Source organism: Bradyrhizobium sp. CCGUVB14, from assembly GCF_024199935.1.
Lineage (GTDB): Bacteria > Pseudomonadota > Alphaproteobacteria > Rhizobiales > Xanthobacteraceae > Bradyrhizobium.
In genome coordinates this window covers 8,660,304-8,682,855 of record NZ_JANADS010000001.1, presented here as the reverse complement: position 1 = coordinate 8,682,855, position 22,552 = coordinate 8,660,304, and the positions used below count along the sequence as shown (strand labels likewise).

Here is a 22,552-nt window from a genome sequence, read left to right as displayed (position 1 = left end):
ACGCCATTTTACCCTGCCACCGACTGACTGCCGCTGATTGGCTGACACGATCCTTTTGACCGTTCATCCCATCTGAGAATTCGGGCTCGGTCCTCCGGATTGGCATACGCGAGCATGCTGCCGCAGACACCGAAACGCCCCGCCCGAGAGGTAAGCGCTGCGCAAAAAAAAGCCGCCGGAGCGGTTGCCCCAGCGGCTAGCGGGATAGAAGAGGACTAGCTCGGCGCGGGGGCGTCGCCGTCATCGGCGGGGCTACCGCCGCTGCCCGCACGGCGGCCCTTCTGGTCAATGAGGACCATGCCCGGCGTCATGGCCACGAACAGGGGCGTGACGTGGGTGCGGTGGGCCCTCTCTTCGACATGGGAGACATGGACGATGGCGGCGGTCCGCTCGCCGTTGACCGTGCACGGCAAGAGCATGAACGGCTCCCGCGTGAGGACGGAAGTGGTTAGCGCCTCGAAGGCTTCCTCCATCCACGGGTCGATATGGCTGACGCCTTCGGGCTCCGCTTCCGGCAGGGCGCGGCTTTGGCCCCGCGTCACGATGGCGGGTGGACGGACCCCGGCGCTGGCCGGGTTCGTCATGAGGATGGCGTTCTCGCGGGCCTCGGCCTTGATGTCGCGGAAGGCGATCATGACTGCCTCCCTTCGGCGAGGTCCACGAGGTGCGCAAGGGCGATAATCAACGCGTAGGTACGCCGGCTGAACAGAAGCTTGGAGAGGTGCTCTTTATGGAGAGCATCCAGTAGCTCGTCGGCGGCATCGCGCAGCTCAGGTGCCAAACGCCGCACGCGGGCGGTGTCGGACTCCCAAATGCGCTCTTCAATGCCGGGATCAATCACGGCGATCTCGTCGACCGGGTGGAGCCGGTAGACAGTTTCGAAGTGAAGCCCGGTTTGATGTACGGAAAGTTCAAGAGCGGAGGCGTATGCGCTCTCGATCGATGGTGCTTCAAGTTCCGCCGCCGCTGAAGCGTAGTCGTTGGCAAAACGTGCAAAGTATTTTGGCATGAATTTACTCCACTGTTCTTGTTGTTGAGGGCCCTTGCGGGATCGGGGAGCTATTCGGCCGGGCGGATGTGAGACGTGCTGTCATCGCCGACACGGGGGGCGGCGCTTTTGATTGCGCCGCCCCGTGGCGCGGGCTGGCGATTGACAGCGCGTCGCCGTCCGGCATGCTCCACGATCCTCGCAAGGCGCTCACGCAACGAGGCGTGAGGCTTCGGGCTGAAGTCCTTGCAGCGAGCCGAGGGAGAAACATCATGAGGAGTCCGCACTCTTTTGCCGTGACCGTATGCGGTCGCGATACTCGGGCTTGATCGCGAGGAGTTTTCCTTTGAGGGCGACCTTGATGTGCTGTGCGATAACCTCGCGAACGAATGCATCGGGTGTGAGGTCGGGCACGAGTTCGCCGCCGAGGCCGAGGAAGCTCCGGTAGCCGGTCTCGCTGATAAAAGGCTTGTCCCATTCGATGGCACGGACCTTGAAGTCGAGCCAGGCGACACAGCTTGCAGAGATGCCGAAAACACCGTCCATATCGATCCACGCCCGCATGCCCTGAACCACGATCTCGAACGCGCCGCTTTGGCCCCAGAGCGGGACCTTGCCCTTGCGCGCGCGTGTCTTCCGGTCGAGCACACAACCCGGTGCGTTACTGTCCGCAAGATATCCCGGCTCGAAGTTGTTCAGCTTCGTGGCCAGTTGCTCGGCCTCACTGCGGATAGCCATGGCGGACGCGGTATCAGCGCGAAGCATCGCGGTGTGATGCCGCTCGATCAGGCCACGGAAGAACGGCAGCGCCTCGTCCATCGTGCCGGGGAGCGCGGCTGTCTCGCGTGCAAGGACGCGGTTTGCATTGACGCGGTCTGTCTCGGCCAGAAGTGTCTCGAAATCGACCGGGGAAAGCGGTGCGTTGTTCATGACGCGGCTCCCGATTGTTTACCAGCGTCCTCAAACTGCCGCAGGGTTCCGACGTAACTGCAATTGGTGCAGATTGCCGGGCTGCCGGGCGTGTAGTCGTATGTGCCTGTCAGGTCGGGTTCGGTGCCGCTATCGGTGACGCGCAGCCAGAGCTGCGAAGCGATCTCGACGCGGTCGTCTGCCCCGCAACGGGGGCAGACGAGATTGAGGAAGTTTGGCATGCGCTACCTCACGCGACGATACGTTGATGGAGGCGCGCTTCCTTGGCGTAGGCCTCAAGCGACTTGTTCGCAGTGAAGTGCATATCGCGCTCGATCCGCAGCCCGCCGGGACCGGTGACGCTTTCGATTTCGCGGAGGCTGACGTTTCCCAGCTCGGGGAAACCCATGCCGAGATCGCAGAGGCCGAAAGCGATGTCTTCGTCTTCCGGGTCCAATTCTGTGAGCAGCCACGTTGCGGCTCCCCATGGGCAGAACAGTTTGACGACGGGGTTAAAGTCCTGTTCGGCGAGGCCGCTTTCCCGGAGCGTGTTGTTGGCTTTGCCGTTTGCCAGCAATTCAGCGCGTTGTTCATTGAGTAAGAGTTTCATATGAGGGCTTCCTTTCTTGGTCGTTGGTTTTCGGCGCTGGGCGCAAGCCCGCGCTTGAAAACCAATGGACAGCCCTCTTCGGGGTCGCGGGGTGCAAGCATCCGCGCGGAGGCTCCGCACGAGGGGCCCCATTCAAAAAACAAAAACAAAAAGCATGGGGAGACGTGGGGATGCCGCGCGGACTTGTCTTGTGCTTGCACCTCGCGGGAGGGGTGTCCCCGCCCGAAAGAAATGCGCGCGATAGCGCGGGGCACGGCGATCGTTACCCGAAGGGCCGAGACCCTGCGTAGCGGGGGCTCGGTGAGCGAAGCGAGTAGAGCCCGTTTCCGGCGAAGCCGGATGCCCCCGAACGCGCTTGCTTCAATCCCCTAATTGGCGGCTAATCGATCGATGAGTCGAATGGCCTTCCTGATCCTCGCGTCACTAGTTGCACTCGCCGTTCCCGCATGCGGAGGTGATCTGGCGGGCCGTGCATCCGTTATCGATGGCGATACGATAGAGGTGCATGGCACGCGCATACGCTTGTTCGGCATCGATGCTCCGGAGGCTGCGCAACTGTGCCGCGACGGTCAGGGAAAGGATTATCGCTGCGGCCAGAGGGCGGCGAATGCGCTTGCGGATTTGATCGACGGAAAGCTTGTTGCGTGTGACCCTCGCGGGCCAGACCAGTATGGAAGGACGGTAGCCGTCTGCGCCGTTTCGGGCCTAGATATCGGCGAATGGCTCGTGCGACGAGGGCTCGCGATCGATTATGCCTATTATTCGAAGGGACGGTATCGCGCGGCGCAGGACGAGGCCTCGAAGGCCCGGACCGGGGTTTGGGCGGGCGACTTTATTGAGCCGCGCTACTTTCGGTCGTGCATGAAAAGTGGGAGATTGCCCTCGGATTGCTCCTCCCCCTGACGAGGTAAGCCGATGGCGTTGCCGCCGCTCTACAAGTATCTCGATGTCGAAGGCGCGAAGTTGACCCTCGGCAATCGCACGTTCAGGCATGCGAAGCCATCGGACTTCAACGATACCGAGGATTTGACGATCCAGTCGATCTTCCCGGAAGAGCTGCAAACGGCGCTCAAGCGTGCCAGCGACGGCATACTCGATGTCATTCTGAAACACTTGAACGATCCGCCGACATGCGCCTCGCCGATGCGAGAGAAGCTCGCGCAGATCCAGGCCCTGCTACGTGCAGACCCCAAACTTGCCGAGTGGATGAGGGCAGAGATCAAAAATGGTGGGCTCGACGGGGCCTACGATCCGGCCCACATGCAAGCTGTCGCCGAAGCCACGATCGCTGACGTCAATGAGTTCATGCAGGGATGGCGCGTCCTATGCGTCACCACCCATAGGGATTCAGAGAAGATGTGGTCAGGCTATGCCAGGAACCACACCGGCATCGCCCTGCGTATCGAACCCAACATCGAGAAAGATTCCAAGTTTCAAAAGTTCGTACCGGTAGTCTATCAGGCGAAGCGGCCTCCGCTTTACGACGACACGCTGGAATTCGTTGCGGGCGGCCTCTTTGGTGACAGGGATGCCCGGTCGATGGCAATGATGAACAAGATCATCTATGCCAAAACCCTTCCTTGGCAGCATGAAGGCGAATACCGCCTCGCTATTCCGATCGCGCCCGGCGAAGAGCCGTGGAATACATTGCCGTATCACCCAGAGGAAATCACCGAGCTCAACCTCGGCGCTGCCATGACCGATGCAGATAAGCAGGACATCGTTGCTAAGGCAAAGGCGGTCAACGCGCAGATCAAAGTCTTTCAGGCGAAGAAGGACAATGAAGGGCGGATCATTTTCGACCAGAGTTGACGATGTCTACGCGACGGCGTCTGCGGCACTATCGTCGTGTTCTGCGGCGGGCCCCGCGGCGTGGGTGAGTTCCATAGCCTCGTGGAGCGCAGCGACGGCGAGAGCTACATCCGGGTTTCCCGACGCAACACCTTCGATATTAACGCCGCTGCAGTAGGTCTCGGCCGGTGATCGTGGTGTCACCTCCCAGCCGGGCGACATCCACAGGATCGAACCGGCTCGTTGCATGGTGCTCCGCGTGGCACGGCCGGGATGGGCGCGGTCCCAAGCTTGCATCAATGCGGTGAGCGTTGCCATGGCCGACGCCAGCGCCGGAGCGCGCGTGCCGATTGCAAATCCGGCGTTTTGCAGAATAACGTTTTTTGCCAGCGCCGAGCGCTGATCGGGATGCGATGTCGCGACGAGGTCTGCACAGTTCATCACTTCTGTGATCGCAGTGGCCTGCTGGATCGTCGCGCCGAGAGACCGGGCGACGGGTTTGGCAAGTGCGGCGAGCAGCACCGTATACAGGGCGCCGTCACCGACCGCCTTGAGAAATTCCGCTCTCTTTTCCGGGCTCGCATGGCGTGCCTGAACCTGACGAAAGAGTCCGCGCGGCTTGTCGCGACCGTAGGTTTTCGAGAACATCGTCGTGACCACGCGGCAAGCGACCGATGCGAGGGCGTAGTCGGGAAGCCAACCTTTCTCGTTGAGCTTGATGGCAACCAGGATCGGGAAGACGACGGCTTGCGAGAATGTCTCTGCGGGGCAACCTTCGGCGAACTTTGGCTTTGCAAGGCCAAACAGAAACTGCTCGATTTGATCGAGCAGAGTTGCGAGCGCTTCGGCATCGCTTCTCTGCACCGGAGGGACCGGTGGCGGCGGCTCGGTGTTTGAGCTGTCGACCATACCTCCGCTCGCGTCGTTTGCCTCCGGTTCATCCGCGGTCCATCGCTCCTGCGAAAGATCGACTTCGTGCTCATCATCCGAGGCGAAGAGAAGCCGCATGACGCCCCGGAGCGAGACGCCATGCATCGCGTCCTGGTCGGGTGAATGCGTTCCGCTCTTTGAGGTCTCATCGTTCAGGTCATAGATCAGCTTCGAGGGATCGACGGGGCCGGCCGGTCCGTCCTCGGCGTCCGCGCCAGCATCGTTTTTATCCGGTCCCTTCCGTTCGTTGGTCAGGTCCGTAAGGTCGGGGGTCTCGAAATTGAAAAGGCTCGTGGAAATGGAGTGAATGGCCTCGATGATCTGTTGCTCGCTGGCGCCGGCGAAGCCGCGCCCGGAGAATACCTTTTGGTTGGGATCGACATCGCGGTTTCGCGCCGCATTCTCGATGGCACGCTCGTTGTCGATCCAACGAGGCGGGGTCGTGACAAACGCCGAGCCCGATGGGATCTCCAGCGCGGCAAAGACCGTCTCCGCACCGAGCGACATGTCTTCAGCAAGCCGTCCGGAGTAGCGATTGCCCGACCGCGTCATCGCGATGCGATACGTTTTCTGCTTCACCTCGAAGACGAGCGTCGCAGGCTCCGCGTCGGGCACCGGCTCAACTCTCGCTTCAAGGGTGCGGCCCGAAGGCCGCAGCCGAAGGCTTGTCAGGCGATAGACGACACCGCCTTGCGCATCCGCGGGAAGCTCCTCGGGCTTGGCCGGGGCGCTGAGAAAATCCTTGGGCAAGCGCTCTTCGCCATCGAAGTCGGCGAGGATTGGCGCAAAGGCATTTCGTTCGGCGGCGTCATATATGGTAATCAGTTCGACGTTCCCGTTGGCGTGATTAGCCAGCCATGCCGCCGCCGAGCAGTTGGCGGAGCCCATAACTGCGGCATCACCATCTGGCCCGGAAAACCAGCAGAACTTCGCATGCACCCGGCGCTTGGGATCACGCTCAACGAAGCGAACCTCCAAGGGAAGCTTTGCCAATTGTTTCGCATCGAACGACGCAAAGGATGGCGTGAGACAGATTGTCGCTTTCTTTAAACCGAACGTGTCGTGGGCCCAGCGAAGGAAGGCGCCATCCACATCGGTTGAGCCGGTGTACATTTTCAGCGTCTTGAAGCGGCGGCCTTGCCAACGCTGCGCGAGTTGGGGAGCGAGCGGCCGACCCGGCATGCCGAGAAGAACAGGGCTTGGGGCGGGACCAGTTGCGGCTCTACTCAACCACGGTACAGCGGCGCGGATGATCTCCATCTGGGTATGAAAGGACTCCGATCGCGTCACCGTCGCGACCGAGCGCAACACATCGGACAGCCACGCTCCGTTGTCATCCGAGCCCGGTCCAATGGGCCAGCCGACGGCAAGCTCGTGATTACCGCCCCAACCTGTGTAGGTGAGATTGCCGGAGCCGATCCACACCTTGCCGCGCTCAGGCGAGAGACGAGCGATCAGTTTCGGATGGAAGAGGTTCGAGGGCTTTGCCTCGGCGAGCGTGTATCGACGCCCGAGATGGAAAATCTGCCCAGCGCAACGCTCCATGGCGCCACCGATTTCGGCGGCGTCGCCGAGTATCACAATGCGCCGCGTACCTCCGATGCCAAGATCCTCAAGCGGAATGCGCTCGAAGAATAGGGGATCGAAAGCGTAGGTCAGGAATATCGTGACGGGGTATCCGGTTTCCTTGCAGAAATCGCGAGCGCTGATCATGCCTTCTCCAGCGCTTTGAGAGAACGGTCAAGAACGCGCTTGCCGGATTTGGTCAGGCCGTCTTTCGAAGTGAGCTTTAGTTGATCGAGCCAATCGATCGCCATCGGAAGGCGTGATCCTGTCCGGCCCGGCCGGAAGGCGTTGTTGCGCGCCCAGCTATCGGTGTCGGCGATGAGGACCGACACATCCTTTCCCTGCGGTACCGAGAAGCGGTTCCATGCCACGCGGAGGTGCTGCTGCACGGTTCGCAGGACCAGCTCGGCCATGACGTCCCGGTAGCTTCGGTCTTCATCGAGAAACTCCACGACTTTCGGCCTTATGACGGCGTCGATGCCGATCAGGTGCTGGCCGATGCGTCCGAGTGGATTCCGTTGCGCCGGGGCGGACGCATCTTCGAAGCAGGTCCGCTCGCACGCAAGGCACCATGCAACCGGCAGCAAGGCTACCGCCGCATCTCCCGAGGATGCGGCGTGCTCATAAAGCTCGGTGTCGGACAGGCCTCCGGTCCAGCGGGCAATGCCGTTCGCTTCGATGCGAGCTTTTCCGCAGCGCTTTCGGACGCGCTCATGCACGGTACGAAAGGATAGTTCACCGGTCGTCTCGCCCGGCTTCAAAAGGCCAAACGTACGCAGGGCCTCGTCCTTGTCGGCAGCGTCAGCGACGAGGGATGCGATTACCTCGCTCGATAGGGCGGCGGAGGCCCGCTCCTGAAAAACGCTGTCAACTTCCCTCATGACCGCCGCGAAGACGTATTCATGGCAAACGGCAAGGCAGTCTCTAACGACGAAGGCAAGAAATCCGTCCAGGCTCGCGGCAAGAGTGACAGGGAGCCCCGCGGGCGGCCGTTGCGCTGCTTCGAAGATGTCCGCCTCTTCGATCGAGCGATCTTCGGTTTGCGTGAGCCACAGCATCAATGCGTAGTGCCGAAGTCGCCGCCATTCAGCCAGGCTCAATGGCTTTTCAGGCATGATGACGTCGATCAGGATGTCACGCTCGCCGCGCGGTATCGACAGGATCGACATGGGCTCGGCCAGTTCCTGAAGCTCCTCGCGCGTTATCTTGTCCGTGTCCGGCTTTTTCGAAAGGCGAGCGCCATATGCGGTGCCGTCCAGCACCTTGTCGAATTCCTTCGCCAGCAACAGGCCGCGCTGCTCGCTGAGCTGGTTGAGACCGTGCTCGGCTTGCTTTGTGAGGTTTAACTGGCGGCTAGAAGCGATATAGGCATTCAAGGCGATGTTTTGCGCAAGCTTCTTCAGAGGCAGCGTCTTCTTTCCGGTAGCGAGCGCCTCGTTCGCACCGTCGACGCCGACGAGATTGTTGACGGCGAGGCCCAGCGTCCGGTTCGCCATGACGAATGCCGCCTCCTGTGCGGCAGCAAATTTGAAGAAGGCTGCCCGATCCTCCGGTAGCCGCGCTTCTGCATAACGCCAGACGATCCACGAAATCACGGACATGTAACGAAGCTTCGGCGTGATCGTGGTGACGCCATCGAAGAGATCGTTGCCGAGCGACTGGACGGGCGCGCGAAGGCCGAGCAAGTCAAGGCCGCCGGTCTTGACGGCATCGAAGGACACCCAGTCGGGTACCGGCATGTTCATTTGTATATCGCCCCCATCGCCAGCCTAGCGTGCGGCGGCTCCGCCGCAAGGCCTTAAAAATAGTAGGAAAACGCAACAGCAGGCTTGGCGATTAGCGCAGCCGCTCGCCGGTGCCGGACTCCGGATCATATTCCCAGATTTCGACCTCGGCCGGCACAAGATGGCCGTGCGTTTTAAGGTAATAGGCCGCGAGGCTCTGCTCCCTGCGGTAATGCTTCAGCACGAAGAAAATCTTGCGATAGGACGCGGGCGCAACGTGGAAATAGTACATCGCTTCGTTCCACACCGTCATTTTCGCGCTCGGCATATTGCCGCCTTGCGTCCATGTGTGGGATTTGCATTCGACGAGCACAGGCGGGCTTTCGCTTCCCAGATCGAAGCGATGAAGCTTCTTGGTCTCGCCAACGCCGACAGGAACAGCAAAGTTTTTCGTCAGGGCGACGCCCTGCGTCCCGAAAAACGCGAGCGCCGCGGCTTCGAAGTCGTTGCCGGCGTGTGCATTGCTAACCGAGCCGACCCTTTGAAAATTGTTGTTATCCATGCTTGCTGCCGAATTAGATATAATGTCTGAACATGAGGGGTTTTGACGTGACCTCCGGGATCGCCGTCAGGATCTCGCCGATGTCGTCGGCAAAGCGGAGCGTTACCGGCAATCCATCCCCGAAGATGCAGGCATTGAAATTGACCTTGGTCAACGCCAGAATATCGGCGACCACTTGCTCAATGTCAGAGGCGCCGAAGACGATACGAATCTTGATCGGCGTTGGCACCTCCCGGCCGGGATAAGTCAACAGGTGGGGCACGTAGCCTGAGCTCCAGAGGAAGGCATTCCGGTTGTCCAGCTTGAGCGCGGAGCCGCGCAGCATCGGTTTCTTGCCTTCACGAAAGAGCTTGAGGTCGTTCGGCCGCAAAATCTGAATGCCTGATACAGTTGTACCGTCAGGCGCACCGCTGCGGAATCCCCTGATCTCATTCTTGTCGAAACGCGTGCGGCCGTGGATGAACAGCTCCCGTGGCGCCTTGTTGTTGTGATGGACCTTGTAAGCGGCGATGCAGCGCTCGACAATCTCCCGGGCCTTCTCTTCCGAGAGGTGGTATTCGCCTTCCTTGTCCGAAGCCCACGAGCCCACCGCACCTTTGAACACGATCCCTTCGCCCGTTTTGAGAAACATCTGGGCGCCGCAGCATGCTTCGCGGGCGTCATTCGGATTGTTGGTGCGCTTGAACACCAAGCCAATATAGCAAACGCCATCGCGGATATCGGCGAGCGTCCACGGCTTCGCGCCGGCCTTGTAAAAGATGCCGGTCGCTAGGTTCCAGGCGATCGTGGCATCGTCTTGCATCTTGCGCGAACGCTCGCCCTTGGCTGTCAAGTATTCCAGTGGTGCAATGGTCGTCTGGCGCACGATTTGTGTGACCGCTTCGCAGTCGAGAAGCTTAGCTTTGAGTTGATTGTGGAAATGATTTTCAAACAGGTGCTTCTTCGCCGCCTCGTTCATGTCGTCGAAGAGGTCCGGCGATTGTTGCAGCTCGAACGCCTTGGCGTGGGTGAGCCGAACGTCGGGCTGGACGGCCTTATCTTTTGTGACCGTCGAGCGTGGCCGGCAAAGCTTCCAAACCTCTTCGGGCACCACGACGAACCACATGGCAACCTTATCGTCTTCCTCCTTGACCCAGCGGGCAATCGGCTTTGCAAAGAGGTCGACGGTGTCGAAGACCCTTTGGTGCGGGTCCGTGAGGTTCACCTTGTTCTCAAGCTCGTCGCTATCTACCGTGAGTTTGACGCGCGGCGACGGATTCCAGAGCGTACGAAAGATCGTCTCAAAGCCCGGGAAGGTGATCGAGCTCGTGACCTTGGGATCGGCAGGGACGGCTTGCTGCAAGCGCGCGGCCCACGCCTCGAACTGACGGATGCCTTCGGCCGTGCCGATTACACCGTAGTCTGTGCCGAGCGGCTTTTCGGGAGGACCAAACAGCAATAACCCGTCCTTGGGGTCTTCGATGAGCTGGTCGAAGCCGAACCGCAGGCGCGGCTCGGGGAACGGGATGAGCTTGCGCTCCGGGAGGCGCTTACGGGGTTTCGTCATCTTCATCCTCCGGGTCTTCATCCTCGACCAGTTCAATCTCGGTCGTTTCATCGAGGCCGTCGTCGGCGTTTTCGAGGTAGCTCATCGGACTCGTGAAGTTCATCGGGAGCATTGTCACGGTGAGCGCTTGGGCTCCGCCAACGTCGAGCGCGAGCTTCTTCTTGCTGTGGCCGAGCTCGGCCATGAAGGCGAACAGGCGATCGCGCCATTCGCCGTTCCACCACTGTTTGCAGACGCTCCGGCGTGCCTTATGCATCCGCTCGGGCTTGGCCCACGGTGTCGTCCCGTCGTCGGTGAAGATCACGTGGTGGCGCAATACGAGGCGCGGAAACGGCAGAAGTTGGGGTGAACACGACAAGGCATAATGCCAGTTGCCGTCGGGCACCTTCGTTCCGTCCTTGGCGCGCTTGCTTTTGTTACCGACGAGTTGACGGTAGGTTCGGCGTCCGCCAAATGCCGTGAAGTAAGCCCGGTTCTTGGTGAGCTGGCCGGCGGTGAAGTAGCGGGCGGCAAGGCCGCTGCCGAGGACGTGTGTGCCGAGCTTGCGCGTATCGAGCGAGCGCTCCCAGGTCTGGCGGACGAGATCGGTGACCATGTTGGCGGCATCGAATGCAGCGATGTCGAAGTCTTCACTTCCGTCTTCGATGAAGTCCTCGGTGTCGACAATCACGGGCGTCGGTACGGCGATCGCGGGGCCGAAGTGATCCTGCATCTCGGCGGGACCGGCGAAAGTCAGGAAGGTAGAACCGACGATGCGGTAGGCATATTTCAAGCCGTTCGCCCGCTTTGCCAACGTGTCTGAGGGCAGGCCGAAGGTAAAGAAGTGAAGATCCTTCGGGAGAGCGATCTGAAACCAGTTCGAATGACAGCGTTCATTCGTCACAATGGGCTTGCGCCGTCGGTCTAGGGACCGCCCGTACCACTCGGTCACGCAAGCTGGCCCAGCCGAAGGCGAGCGGGGGATGCCTTCGCGTTCTAGAAGTTTAAGTAACTGGCTCAAGCCAAGGGCCCAGTTCTCGTCGAACCGCACCGCGTTGAGGTCAGGCAAGGGCTTCTGCATTGCGGCAAACGGAAAGGCATCGATTTTGAGGGGAACGACAAAATCCTTGATCTTGTGCTTCGCTTGCGCCTCAAGCGCGAGGCGCAGCTCACGCAAGGTGCCGCTCTTCCGGTTCGCCTCCAGTGTTGACACGAAGAGAACCCGTACTGCGTGCTTGTCGATCGCCTCGGCAATGTCATCCCACCAGCCCTCGCCGCCGAGCAGCTTCGTGGTGTCGCACCAGACTTCATAGCCCGCGATCGCAAGCTGCGTCGCGAGCCAAGTCGCAAAGGTGTTGTCTTGCGGGGTGGCATGGCTGATGAAGATGAGCCGGCGCGCTATTGGCGCCGGCACCGAGTCCTTTATTTTTTCCACCACCATTTCACCATCGCCCCGCATAGCCGCCTCCTAGTGCTTCTTGTCGCGGGGCGGGAACGGGTCGTGGCCGGGCTTCACCGTATCCGAGTCACGGAATTTTCCGTCACGGCCCTGGATGCGAACCTCGCCGCCGCCGGCGCGGTGGACGGTTTGCTTGGCGACACGCTCGGCATCGCTCTGCTTGTGATGGACACTTTCCGGGGTGGACACGCCACCCTTCTTCACGGCCCAATCGGAGCCGTGCTTCACAACGAATCGGTCATTTTTTGACATCTCAGCCCTCCTTGGCTGTTGATTGGGGGTTGCCGATGGGTTAAGAAACTATACGCACTCCGAACCGGAGTCAACATAGTTTCTATACGCATCCCGAGGTTGTGAATGAAGGCCGGAGAACAGAATAAGCGGTGGGGTATCGAACAGCGGCTCGAATTCATTGAATTCAGGCTGTTCTGGGAGGGCGGGGTGAACCGTTCGGACATCACCAATTATTTTGGCGTATCTGTACCCCAGGCTTCAAACGACCTTGCCCGCTATCAAGAACGTGCCCCGCACAACATCGTCTACGACACCAGCGGGAAGCGGTACTTAGCCAGTAAGCGCTTCAAACCTATCTTCCGAAAGCCTGATGCCGATCATTACCTTAGCCATCTTTCGGCAACGAGCGAGAAGGTGGTGACGCTTGGAGAGACTTGGCTTGCCGCCGCTCCAACGTTTGACACGCTGCCCTACCCGCATCGGCGGATTGAACCAGCGATCCTGCGTGAACTCCTCGCAGCTATACGCAACAAGCATTCGATGCACGTTCACTATCAATCGCTTACGCGCGCTGACGCCACGTGGCGGTGGATTACGCCCCATGCGTTCGCTTCAGACGGGTTACGCTGGCATGTTCGGGCATTTTGCCATCAGGATCGGATATTCAAGGACTTCCTACTCCCCCGGTTCCTCGAGCTGAAGGATACGGGCGCCCCCGGTGCCTCGGAAAACGCGGACACGGTCTGGCAGGAATTTATCGACGTAAAGCTCGTACCGCATCCTCAGATGAGCCCGAGCCAGCGCCGCGTCATCGCCCTTGATTTCGGCATGGAGGCCGAATCGGTGAGCGTCAAAGTGCGCCTAGCGCTTCTCTATTACTTCCTGAAGCGGCTTAATCTCGACGGGGATGCTGAGCGGCGCCCTCCGAAAGAACAACATATTGTGCTCGGGAATAAAGCAGAGGTCCGGGCTGCATTAAAACGGTCAGAAGAACAAACCCCACTAGCAGCTTGATCCGCCCCGATAAGGCTAATTGAACGGAAAGTCCGGAAATGACGATATACGGCCCAAACAACCCTCATCCTCTGTCGCGCATGAAGACGGAGCTTGTCTGGGAAGGCAAGTACGATGAGTTCGGAAACAGAAGGGAGATCAACGCCGGAAATCTTTCGCTCCCTCTCCAGAGAATTGAAACAATCGACGAGCCGCGCTCGCGAGCCGAAGAGCAAGGATCGCTTTTCGATCCCGCGAAAGCCCATCGCGATGATTTCAGAAATCGACTGATTTGGGGTGATAACAAGCTAGTCGCAGGCTCGCTCCTGCAGGAGTTTAGCGGCAGGGTGGATTTGATTTACATCGATCCACCCTTCGACGTGGGTGCCGATTTCACGATGGACGTCTTGATTGGAGACGAGAAAGAGACGATCGACAAGCAGCAGTCAGTGATGGAGATGGTCGCCTACCGGGACATGTGGGGGAAGGGAACAGCGTCCTACCTCAATATGTTGGTCGAGCGGCTGACGCTCTTAAAGCAGCTGATGTCTGAGAGAGGAAGTATCTACATCCACATTGGGCCAAACGTCAGTCATTTCGTACGTGCGCTAGCGGATGATGTCTTCGGAGCGGCAAATTTCGTTAACGAGATCATTTGGCGTCGAGCCTTTGGCCACAGTGACTCCGGGAAGTACGGAGTTATTCATGATGCCATCCTCTTGTATGCGAAGGGCCAAAATCGAATTTGGCACCAACCCGTGCAACCGGCCGACAAGGAATACATCGACACTTTCTTCGACCAATACGATGAAGAGCGAAAAGAACGCTATCAGCGTCTGAGCTTATCGGCAGGTGGTCTGTCTGGCGGCGGATACGACTACGAATATAAGGGCGTTAGAACTCTCTGGCGGTGTCCGATAGAGACGCTTCGTCGGCATGACGAAGAGGGGCGCCTGCACTGGCCGAAGAAAAAGGGTGGTGTCCCGAGGCTTAAAAAGTATGAGAGCGAGCACGAAGGTGTGCCCGTGCAAGATATCTGGTCCGATATCAGCAAGATTCACAACCAGTCGTCGGAACTGGTCGGTTACGCGACGCAGAAGCCGGAGGCCCTGCTCGAACGAATTATTCGAGCATCTTCGGACGAAAATAGCATCGTTGCGGATCTCTTCTGCGGCTCAGGAACGACGCTGGCCGTAGCGGAGAAGCTAGGACGTCGTTGGATCGGAGCCGATTTAGGGCGCTTCGCGATCCATACGGCGAGAAAACGATTGATCGGTCTTCAGCGAGAGCTTCACGACGCATCGAAACCGTATCGCTCGTTTGACCTTTACAACCTCGGCCGCTACGAGCGGCAATGGTGGCAAAAGGAGTCGCTCCGTGGTGCAGATGATGAGCACCGGGCTATTGTACTAAAATTCTTTAAAGCAGAACCGTTAGCCAAGGCGCCTTCGCCACTTTTGCATGCTCGCAAAGGCATGGCTTTCGTTCACGTTGATGGCATCGACAGCATCTTTACCCGCAACGAAGTGAAGGAGTTGGCGCAGGCTGTTGCTGGCGCGGGCGGTAAAGAGGTTCACGTCCTAGCTTGGGACTATGAGATGGATATACGGCAGGCGGTCGCGGCGGTTGAAGCCGAAACTGGCGTAAAGTTAAGGCTCGCACGCATTCCGCGCGAAATTATGGAAAAGAACCGTGCGGAAGTACCGCCTTTTTTCGAGGTGGCTGTACTGGAGGCGGCGCCCGTCATTGGGAAGGAGGGCACCAAGCGAAAAGTCGATATCAAGCTGGAGAATTTCCTGCCTTCTCTTTCAGAGGTTCCGAGCAAGGAGCTTGAAGCGTTGCAAGAGCGGGCGGTCGAAAGTGGCTTTGATTTCATCGACTTTTGGGCGGTCGATTTTGACTGGAAGCCGAACCGTCCATTTAATCACCACTGGCAGGACTTCCGCACCCGCAAGGACCGCACGTTGAAGACGGTCAGCGATGCCGAGCACGTCTATCCGAAGGCCGGCACGTACACGGCCTGTGTCAAGGTTGTGGACGTCTTTGGTTGCGATACGAGCATTACAGTCGAGGTTACGGTATGAGCACCACCGATAGCGCGCATGTCATTAACTCGGCAGCGCTTGAGCCGCTGTTTGCGCCGTGGGAGGAGGCTTCTCGGCATCGCGTGCGGGCGTCAAAACCCGGCGGCCCACCCGAGATCAAGACCTATCGCAGGCCTTCTCCGCTCCGGCTCGTAAACTCGTTGCGCTTTGCAGTGAAGGAATGGCGAGATCTTCGTTATCCGGGCGCAAGCGATACGACGCGCGAACTCCTGAGCCACTGGTTTGATAGACCTCACCGGGCGACGAACGCGAACGGCGACGAGTTCGAATTTCGATATTATTTCTGCCAACGCGAGGCGATTGAGACCTTTATCTATCTGCTGGAGGTCCGGGGCATCAATGCGCTCTCTATGCTTCTCGCAGAATTTGGAGGGCCAACGGGAGAGACAGAGGCCCTAGGCATTCGTCCAGAGGACGACGAGTGGGCGCGTTATGCCTTCAAACTGGCGACAGGCGCGGGCAAAACCAAGTGCATGAGCCTTGCGATCGTTTGGAGCTATTTCCACGCACTGCGTGAGAGTGACTCCCCGATGGCTAGGCATTTCGTCGTAATCGCGCCCAACCTCACTGTGTTTGAGCGGCTCAAGGAGGACTTTCGCCCGGAAGCGGGCGGGCCGGACATCTTTACGGCGGACCCGCTCATTCCAGCTGAGTGGAAGGGTGACTGGAATCTATCCGTAGTCTTGCAAGACGAGGCTGGCGGCGCGACTTCCGGGGGCGTTCTTTACCTGACAAACGTTCATCGTCTCTTCGATGCCCGCGGCGAGAGCGGATCGGACGATGAGGTCGCCTGGGCAGGGCCGAAGATTTCAAAAGCAAAAGCCCTTGAGACGGCCTCTGAGCTGCGCAAGCGGATTGCAGCACATGGCCGGGTTATGGTGCTGAACGACGAAGCCCATCACGTTTGGGACCCGGGGTCAGCTTGGAACCAATCGATCCGTGCTCTTCACGATGCGATGAAGGAAACCGGTGGAGGCGGCGTCGTCTCGCAGCTCGATTTTTCCGCAACACCGAAGGACAACAACGGCCGCATCTTCCCGCACGTCGTTTGCGATACGCCTTTGGGAGAAGCTGTGGATGCCGGAATCGTAAAGACGCCGGTTCTCGGCCGCACCAAAGAGCTGATCGAACAGGTCCACGAGGATGCGGCGTATCGTTACGAGGCGCACCTTCGCCTCGGCTACGAGCGTTGGAAGAAGAGCCAGGAAGAGTGGGTAAAGTCGGGCAAAAAGCCGCTTCTGTTCGTTATGTGCGAGAATACGGACGCGGCTGACCAGATCGCAAAGCGGCTCAACAACGATCCGGTATTTAAGGCGCTGAACCAAAAGACCATCAACCTTCACACCAATCTCAAGGGCAAGATCAAGACGATCAAGCAGGAGGGAAAGAAGGTCGAGATTTTTGTCGAGGACGAAAAGGCGATTTCCGACGACGATTTAAAAGCCATCCGACGCATCAGTCGCGAGCTGGACACGAACGAAAGTCCTTATAGCTGCATCGTCTCGGTCCTCATGTTGCGCGAAGGCTGGGACGTCAGAAACGTGACCACGATCGTGCCCCTCCGCCCTTATAGTTCGGGCGCCAATATCCTACCCGAGCAGACCCTCGGGCGAGGCCTTCGCCGCATGACGCCTCCGGGACAGGCGAACGAACTGGTCACGGTCATTGAGCATCCTGCGTTTGCGAGCCTTTACGAGCAAGAGCTGGAGCAGGAAGGGTTGCCGCTCGAGGTGATCGCCGCCGAGGATGTGCCCGCGACAACGGTCACGATCTTCCCCGACCAATCCAAGGATTTCGACAAGCTCGACATCCTGTTGCCCGCGCTTACGGCGGCACATGAGATCCAGCCCAAGCTTGAAGGGCTGACGATTGAGCATGTGCGCGAGAAGTTTCGCCCGCTGAAGGCTCTGCCGCTCGGGAATAAGGGGGATACCGAACTCAAATACGAGGGGCGGCACCTCATCACCAACGAAGTCGTGGAAGAGATGAAGGTGAGCTTGCCGCTCCTCCAAAACGGCCTGACAGCTATTTCATTCTACGTCCGCGAGCTTGAAGCCGCCTGCAAGGTCCAAAGCGCCCACGCGGTGCTCGCGCCTCTTCTCCAGACATTCCTTGGTGAAATTCTATTCGGTGAGAAGGTGTCGTTAGTTGACAAGCGGCTATCCGCCCGTCTCGCCGATCAGGATGTGCGTGAGCATATCCGTGCCGTATTCATTCCTCTGATCCGTGAGCGGACGGTTACAACCGAGAAGCGGCGGGTTGCAGGCGCAGCCGAATCTCTGCGCCACTGGAAGCCCTTCCAGGCGTCCTATTCGGCTGAACGGCCTGTTTTGAAGGCGGCGCATACGCTCTTTAACCTCGTTCCGTGCAATCGCTCTCTTGAAGTAGCGCTCACAAACTTCGCGGATGTGAGTCCAGATATTGCCTCGTTTGCCAAGAACGCAGGACCCCAAGCCGTTCGCATAGATTATCTGACGGCCGACCAAAGGCTTGCCTTCTACACTCCGGATTTTTTCGTCCGTTCCACGGATGGAAGGCTCTATCTCGTCGAGACAAAGGGACGACAGGATCGAGATGTGCCCCGGAAGGCGATGGCCGCGGTGGCGTGGTGCAAGGCCGCTTCACGGTCGAAGACTGACTGGGAATACGTCTTTATTCCCCAGAACGTCATGGAGGGACTTACCAGCAATCAGTTCGCCGATTTGGTGCGGGCGTGTGCGCCGGCACTCCAGAACCTGCTAAGTGAAACGAGCAGCGCGCCGGAACTTCCGCTATTCGCCGGGAAGGCGGACGGGGATGCAGAGGTGTTTTTCGGCAAGGAAGCGCTGACCAAGCTCACCCCACGTGCCAAGAAGGCGGCTGAGGAAGCGCTGGAGATTTACCGGTATCTTGAAAAGAAGACGGATGTGACGAGCTTAGCGCCCGTCTTCACCGTCCTTTTGGGTTCGGTCGATGAAGCGGCCAAGACCTTCATACTGAAGCTCTTGCAGCCGATGTTGCCAGCCAACAAGGGGGATCAGCAGCGGTGGTTCGAGCCTGATTTTGCCGACGTGCCGCATAGGGAGTTGCGACACTTTCAGAACATGGCAGCGTCTCTTAAGCGAGCGCTCGTGTTTGGTTCCGTTCATTCTGCTATCGGACTTACCCGTTCGTGCCTGGATCACGCTGTGCAGGGCGCGCCGCCGATCGGAGGCGTATTTGCTTCCGTAAGGAAGGTGTTCTCAGTTCCGGGCGCCTCCAATCACTTGAAGCGGGTGAGCGACTTGAACGAGTTTCGGAATACCTATGTTGCGCATCACGAGAAGCCACTGACAGACCGCGCCATGACCGAGCAGCACCTGCGTGAATGGGTTGAGACTCTCGGTATGCTCAGACTCTTATGAGCGTCGGAAATGCTGCGCCGCAGACCTACGTCCGCGCGCATGACTGACCCGAGAGTTCCGGTGCCGCCGGCTCAAGTATGCCAAAAAGAAAGGAGGCACCCGATTTCGGGGTAGTGATAGCGACGCCGGCATGGAATGACGGCGGGACCCGAAAGCGAGTGCAGTCGCGAGACCGGTTAACAAGGCACCCGCGCGACGGGCAGTGATAGCGGTGCCGCGAAGCGGCAGCCCTTCGCGCGAGTGCCTCCGGCGAGCGACACATGATGTGTTCTGTCCGGCGCCTCATGCAGGAAGAGTCTCTTTAAAGAGCTTTTGAAGTTGAAAGCGCATGCCGCCGTCCGGCTATATCTGCCGTCATAGCTGGAACGAGGATTTTTGATGCAACAACAAGAAGAGGCGGGAGACAACCCGCCCAGGTCCGGCATACGCGGCGCAAGCGCTCCGTATGCAAATGCCCCCGATCACTTGAGCAAAAGAGGCGCCATGGCGCTAGCGCGACGGCTGGAGCGCTATTGGCATGAACAGGATTACCCGGCCGCACGGTTCTGGACGGAGCCCATTGACGAGCGCTTTGCCAAGATCGGCACCTACGAGCTCTATCGCGTGGCCTGCAACCTCATCAATGGATTGCCGCCACGCTATCGGAATTAGAGCGAGACGCGCCACAGCGCAAAGGGACCGGCCGGTGAAGACCCGCGATACAACGCGGGCTCGCTGCAACAGGATGATGCGCGCATCGCCAATTGCAGCCGCTAATGAGCGACCGGCCGGACCATCCGCGAGCCCCTGCATACGGCGGTGTGCTGTCTGTTCGACGGCGATCGTGATCAAACACCGCGGCTGGGCTGAGGTTCGCTGGTTAAAAATACTGAATTACGGCTTCAATAACCGTGATCCGCATAGCATGGCAGCCACATCCAACAACGCCGTTCACACATGACGGCACCAACAAGAAACAAGAGGATGATCATGAAGAAAATTGTCGAGCACGGAGACAATCCAGGCCCCGGAAGCGCACCCCTGACGCGGCATGATCCGCGAAAGGGCGATACACTGAGCCGTAGAGGCGCCGCCCAGTTAGCGCGCCAATTGGAAGAGCATTGGCATGGGAAAGGTTATGTCGCCGCTCGGTTCTGGGCGGAACCTATCAACGAGCGCTTCGGAAAGCTTGGCACACATGAAGTCTACCGCGTTGCCTGCAATTTCGTGAACGGTCTGCCACCGCGCTACCTGGACGAGGAGCCCCATCGAAATAAGAAAGCTGTCTCGCGATGAGAGCGCCCTGGGTGGAGTTGCTGCCGTCCCGTTCATTGAATGCCAGCAGCGTTCAAACCTGATTCCAGCCGCCATCGACACAAAGTTCGCTGCCCGTCAGGTAGGACGAGTCATCGGAAGCAAGGAACAGGACGGATTTTGCGATCTCATCGACCGTGCCGCTGCGGTGCATTGGGATTTGGGCATGCACGTGAGTCTTCGTCTGTTCGATCATCTCTTCGCTCACTCCCGATTTGCGGGCTTGGTTCGTATCGATGTAACCGGGCGCCATGGCGTTTACCCGTATGCCCTTGTCGATGAGTTCTACGGTGAGCGACCGCGCCAGTGAACGGATGGCTGCTTTCCCTGCCGCATAGACGCTGACATAGGGCATACCCCTCGTGGTGAGCGTCGTGGTATTGAGGACGATCGAGCCACCCGACGTCATGAGCGGCAGGAGCTTCTGCACCGTAAAGTAGGTTCCCTTGAACGTGCAGGCGATCGTGAAATCGAATTCTTCTTCCGACATGTATTCGAACATGTTCGGCTTCGCAGCACCGGCGTTCGCGAAAATGATATCGACCCGGCCATGCGTCTTTTTGACAAACTCGCGAAGTGCTTCAATGTCCGCCATTTTGGACATATCGCTACTGATCGCGTTGGCACCATTCCCAATGCTTCGCGCGGCTGCGTCGAGCGTTACCTGATCCCGGCCGGTGATGACGACCTTCGCACCTTCGCGCGCAAAGAGTCTGGCTGTTGCGAGCCCCATTCCATCGCTGCCACCCGTGATAACAGCGACCTTTCCATCTAATTTGCCCATATTCGTCTCCTAACGCGTCTCAAGCATCCCGCCGACAACCGCATCATTGCAGGAGGCCCGGGGTCAGGACTAAGATATGAGCGATCCTTCAGGTTCGGAATTCGCTTATGGGAAACGCCCCTCAACCATCGCTAAACCCCCGGAAAAACCCACGTCAGGGGCGCTCGATCGCTACCTTGGAAGCGATTTTCGAGGCGACCATTCAGGTTTTGCGGAGCGATGGTCTGATGCGTTTGACCACGACGCGGGTCGCGCTACGGGCAGGCGTTTCGGTGGGAACGCTGTACCAATATTATCCGAACAAGGAGGCTTTGCTCTTCGCGGTATTGCAACAGCACCTCGCACTGCTGGCAGAGGCTGTCGAGAAAGCGTGTAACGAGAACCTGGGCGTTACGATAGAAGCCGCCGCCGAGGCGGTGGTGAAGACTTATCTGCGTGCGAAGATGGCGCAAGCCGAAATCTCGCCCGCCCTCTACCGCATTGCTGCGGAACTCGATGCGCGCCAGTTAATGGATTTGGCGATGGGGCGCAGTGCGAAGGCAATCGAAGCGATGTTGTCCAACTCCGGCGATGGTCGCTTCACCAAACCAGGCCTGCTCGCTCAAACCCTCACTGCCGCGCTTTACGGAACAGTTCCTGCCTTTTGTCACCGGGTTTTGAGCGTGACTGACGGTGCCGAGGCCGAACGGCAGCTCACGATCATGTTCCGCTCCTATCTCGCCGCGCACCAGATCGGCAAGACGGAAGTTACGTCTTAGAGCATCTCGAAGAATTCGTTGATGGTGCACGTCAGCGCAACTGCACACCTTGCGAGATCGGCAGCGGATACGCCGCTTATGCCGCGCTCATACTTTTGCACTTGCTGATAGGTTTTGCCGAGAGCGCTCCCGATTTCTTCGAGTGTCATGCCGCGCGCAAGCCGCAGCCTTCGCATGTTCGCGCCAATGATAACATTGAGCGGATCGATTTCAGCCACGGTTCGGCCTGCGATCCAGGCCGGCATCGCGCCAGAAGCGATCCATGAACTCGATATCCTCTGGACCGCAGGCGGCAGTGTAGACGGCAGTCGTGCTGCTCCGTGAATGGCCGAGCCAGCTCTGGACCCTGGTCTGCGGCACACCAGCTTGAAGCGCGCCAACCCCGAAGGCGTGACGCAGCCCACGCGGACACGCCGCGCGCCCGACGATCTGGGAGAGCGTCATTACATCCTTGATGATGCGCCAGCCCGTTACTCGATGCTGCGGCCACAAGCGCTGGCACGCTCGTGCTGGATCGCGCTGTGCCTCCGCGATCCCAAAATGCGTGTCGAGCTCGGCCATCAGCCAGGCCGGAATAGGGATCTCGCGCCAGACGATCGTGCGTCGCTTCAAGGTCAGCACGGCGACGATCGAGCTTTCAATCTGGAACGCGAGAGGCGTCACGTTCAACACTTCGCTGATGCGCGCACCCGTGAGCGCGAGGGTCAACGCAAAGAGTCGCTCGTCAGGTTCGAGAGTCTCCATGGCCGTGAGGCTGCGCCGTCGCTCCTCGCGGTTGAGATATTTCCGTCCGCCTTCGGGGCCGTACAGGCTGAAGCTGTATCTCCCGCCGCTCTGGCCCTGAGCCGCAACCGTCCTGCGCATATTGTTGCAAGCGGATTTTGCCAATTGATTCAAATAACTCGCTCCCCCGCTCCGCTTGGTTAAGAGCGGCGCCT

General features: G+C 59.1%; 22 protein-coding genes. 8 read left to right on the top strand and 14 right to left on the bottom strand.

The window, feature by feature from the left end:
* Positions 1 to 215: 215 nt before the first annotated feature.
* From NLM32_RS40525 to NLM32_RS40505, 5 genes are all read right to left on the bottom strand, one after another.
* Positions 216 to 635 (bottom strand): hypothetical protein, encoded by a 420-nt coding sequence (locus NLM32_RS40525; protein WP_254134249.1) that lies wholly within the window; start codon positions 633 to 635, stop codon positions 216 to 218.
* Positions 632 to 1,009, bottom strand: a complete 378-nt coding sequence (locus NLM32_RS40520) for a hypothetical protein (RefSeq protein ID WP_254134248.1) — start codon at positions 1,007 to 1,009, stop codon at positions 632 to 634. The genes NLM32_RS40525 and NLM32_RS40520 overlap by 4 nt, the downstream gene beginning before the upstream one ends.
* A gap of 249 nt (positions 1,010 to 1,258) precedes the next feature.
* Positions 1,259 to 1,918: a hypothetical protein gene (locus NLM32_RS40515; protein WP_254134247.1), complete on the bottom strand. Its 660-nt coding sequence runs from the start codon at positions 1,916 to 1,918 to the stop codon at positions 1,259 to 1,261.
* Positions 1,915 to 2,139, bottom strand: coding sequence for a hypothetical protein (locus tag NLM32_RS40510; RefSeq protein WP_254134246.1), 225 nt, complete (start codon positions 2,137 to 2,139; stop codon positions 1,915 to 1,917). Before NLM32_RS40510 ends, NLM32_RS40515 begins: the two co-directional genes overlap by 4 nt.
* Positions 2,140 to 2,147: 8 nt before the next feature.
* On the bottom strand, positions 2,148 to 2,507 hold the full coding sequence (locus tag NLM32_RS40505; RefSeq protein ID WP_254134245.1) for a DUF2958 domain-containing protein: 360 nt from the start codon (positions 2,505 to 2,507) through the stop codon (positions 2,148 to 2,150).
* Positions 2,508 to 2,906: 399 nt separating this feature from the next.
* Between NLM32_RS40505 and NLM32_RS40500 the strand changes: the two genes are divergently transcribed.
* Entirely contained in the window at positions 2,907 to 3,410 is a 504-nt protein-coding gene (locus NLM32_RS40500; protein ID WP_254134244.1) for a thermonuclease family protein, read from the top strand.
* A gap of 12 nt (positions 3,411 to 3,422) precedes the next feature.
* Positions 3,423 to 4,319: a DUF2971 domain-containing protein gene (locus NLM32_RS40495; protein ID WP_254134243.1), complete on the top strand. Its 897-nt coding sequence runs from the start codon at positions 3,423 to 3,425 to the stop codon at positions 4,317 to 4,319.
* A 6-nt stretch (positions 4,320 to 4,325) separates the two neighbouring features.
* On the opposite strand, the gene NLM32_RS40490 is transcribed toward NLM32_RS40495, so the two are convergent.
* The 6 genes from NLM32_RS40490 to NLM32_RS40465 all read right to left on the bottom strand — a co-directional run bounded on the left by NLM32_RS40490 (position 4,326) and on the right by NLM32_RS40465 (position 12,316).
* Positions 4,326 to 6,941, bottom strand: a complete 2,616-nt coding sequence (locus NLM32_RS40490) for a phospholipase D family protein (protein WP_254134242.1) — start codon at positions 6,939 to 6,941, stop codon at positions 4,326 to 4,328.
* Positions 6,938 to 8,539, bottom strand: a complete 1,602-nt coding sequence (locus NLM32_RS40485) for a hypothetical protein (protein WP_254134241.1) — start codon at positions 8,537 to 8,539, stop codon at positions 6,938 to 6,940. Before NLM32_RS40485 ends, NLM32_RS40490 begins: the two co-directional genes overlap by 4 nt.
* 91 nt (positions 8,540 to 8,630) lie before the next feature.
* Positions 8,631 to 9,080, bottom strand: coding sequence for a hypothetical protein (locus tag NLM32_RS40480; RefSeq protein WP_254134240.1), 450 nt, complete (start codon positions 9,078 to 9,080; stop codon positions 8,631 to 8,633).
* 13 nt (positions 9,081 to 9,093) lie between these two features.
* The gene (locus NLM32_RS40475) at positions 9,094 to 10,626 is read right to left on the bottom strand and encodes a hypothetical protein (RefSeq protein ID WP_254134239.1); all 1,533 of its coding nucleotides are present in this window, start codon (positions 10,624 to 10,626) and stop codon (positions 9,094 to 9,096) included.
* Entirely contained in the window at positions 10,610 to 12,064 is a 1,455-nt protein-coding gene (locus tag NLM32_RS40470) for a toll/interleukin-1 receptor domain-containing protein (protein ID WP_254134238.1), read from the bottom strand. The genes NLM32_RS40475 and NLM32_RS40470 overlap by 17 nt, the downstream gene beginning before the upstream one ends.
* Positions 12,065 to 12,073: 9 nt before the next feature.
* Positions 12,074 to 12,316: a DUF2188 domain-containing protein gene (locus tag NLM32_RS40465; protein WP_254134237.1), complete on the bottom strand. Its 243-nt coding sequence runs from the start codon at positions 12,314 to 12,316 to the stop codon at positions 12,074 to 12,076.
* A gap of 105 nt (positions 12,317 to 12,421) precedes the next feature.
* On the opposite strand from NLM32_RS40465, the gene NLM32_RS40460 reads away from it, so the two are divergent.
* From NLM32_RS40460 to NLM32_RS40440, 5 genes are all read left to right on the top strand, one after another.
* Complete coding sequence (locus tag NLM32_RS40460) at positions 12,422 to 13,312, top strand: WYL domain-containing protein (protein WP_254134236.1); 891 nt, start codon at positions 12,422 to 12,424, stop codon at positions 13,310 to 13,312.
* Positions 13,313 to 13,350: 38 nt separating this feature from the next.
* Positions 13,351 to 15,375 (top strand): DNA methyltransferase, encoded by a 2,025-nt coding sequence (locus NLM32_RS40455; protein ID WP_254134235.1) that lies wholly within the window; start codon positions 13,351 to 13,353, stop codon positions 15,373 to 15,375.
* Positions 15,372 to 18,779, top strand: coding sequence for a DEAD/DEAH box helicase (locus tag NLM32_RS40450; RefSeq protein ID WP_254134234.1), 3,408 nt, complete (start codon positions 15,372 to 15,374; stop codon positions 18,777 to 18,779). The genes NLM32_RS40455 and NLM32_RS40450 overlap by 4 nt, the downstream gene beginning before the upstream one ends.
* 483 nt (positions 18,780 to 19,262) lie before the next feature.
* Complete coding sequence (locus NLM32_RS40445) at positions 19,263 to 19,430, top strand: hypothetical protein (protein WP_254134233.1); 168 nt, start codon at positions 19,263 to 19,265, stop codon at positions 19,428 to 19,430.
* Between the two features lie 312 nt (positions 19,431 to 19,742).
* Complete coding sequence (locus tag NLM32_RS40440; RefSeq protein ID WP_254134232.1) at positions 19,743 to 20,054, top strand: hypothetical protein; 312 nt, start codon at positions 19,743 to 19,745, stop codon at positions 20,052 to 20,054.
* Between the two features lie 52 nt (positions 20,055 to 20,106).
* Here NLM32_RS40440 and NLM32_RS40435 read toward each other — a convergent pair whose 3' ends face one another.
* Positions 20,107 to 20,856, bottom strand: coding sequence for an SDR family oxidoreductase (locus NLM32_RS40435; protein ID WP_254134231.1), 750 nt, complete (start codon positions 20,854 to 20,856; stop codon positions 20,107 to 20,109).
* Positions 20,857 to 21,032: 176 nt separating this feature from the next.
* Between NLM32_RS40435 and NLM32_RS40430 the strand changes: the two genes are divergently transcribed.
* Positions 21,033 to 21,614, top strand: coding sequence for a TetR/AcrR family transcriptional regulator (locus tag NLM32_RS40430; protein ID WP_254134230.1), 582 nt, complete (start codon positions 21,033 to 21,035; stop codon positions 21,612 to 21,614).
* Here NLM32_RS40430 and NLM32_RS40425 read toward each other — a convergent pair.
* Entirely contained in the window at positions 21,611 to 21,832 is a 222-nt protein-coding gene (locus tag NLM32_RS40425) for a helix-turn-helix domain-containing protein (RefSeq protein WP_254134229.1), read from the bottom strand. The two genes, NLM32_RS40430 and NLM32_RS40425, sit on opposite strands and share 4 nt — an antisense overlap.
* Positions 21,825 to 22,478 (bottom strand): site-specific integrase, encoded by a 654-nt coding sequence (locus NLM32_RS40420; protein ID WP_256568651.1) that lies wholly within the window; start codon positions 22,476 to 22,478, stop codon positions 21,825 to 21,827. Before NLM32_RS40420 ends, NLM32_RS40425 begins: the two co-directional genes overlap by 8 nt.
* Between the last annotated feature and the right edge of the window lie 74 nt (positions 22,479 to 22,552).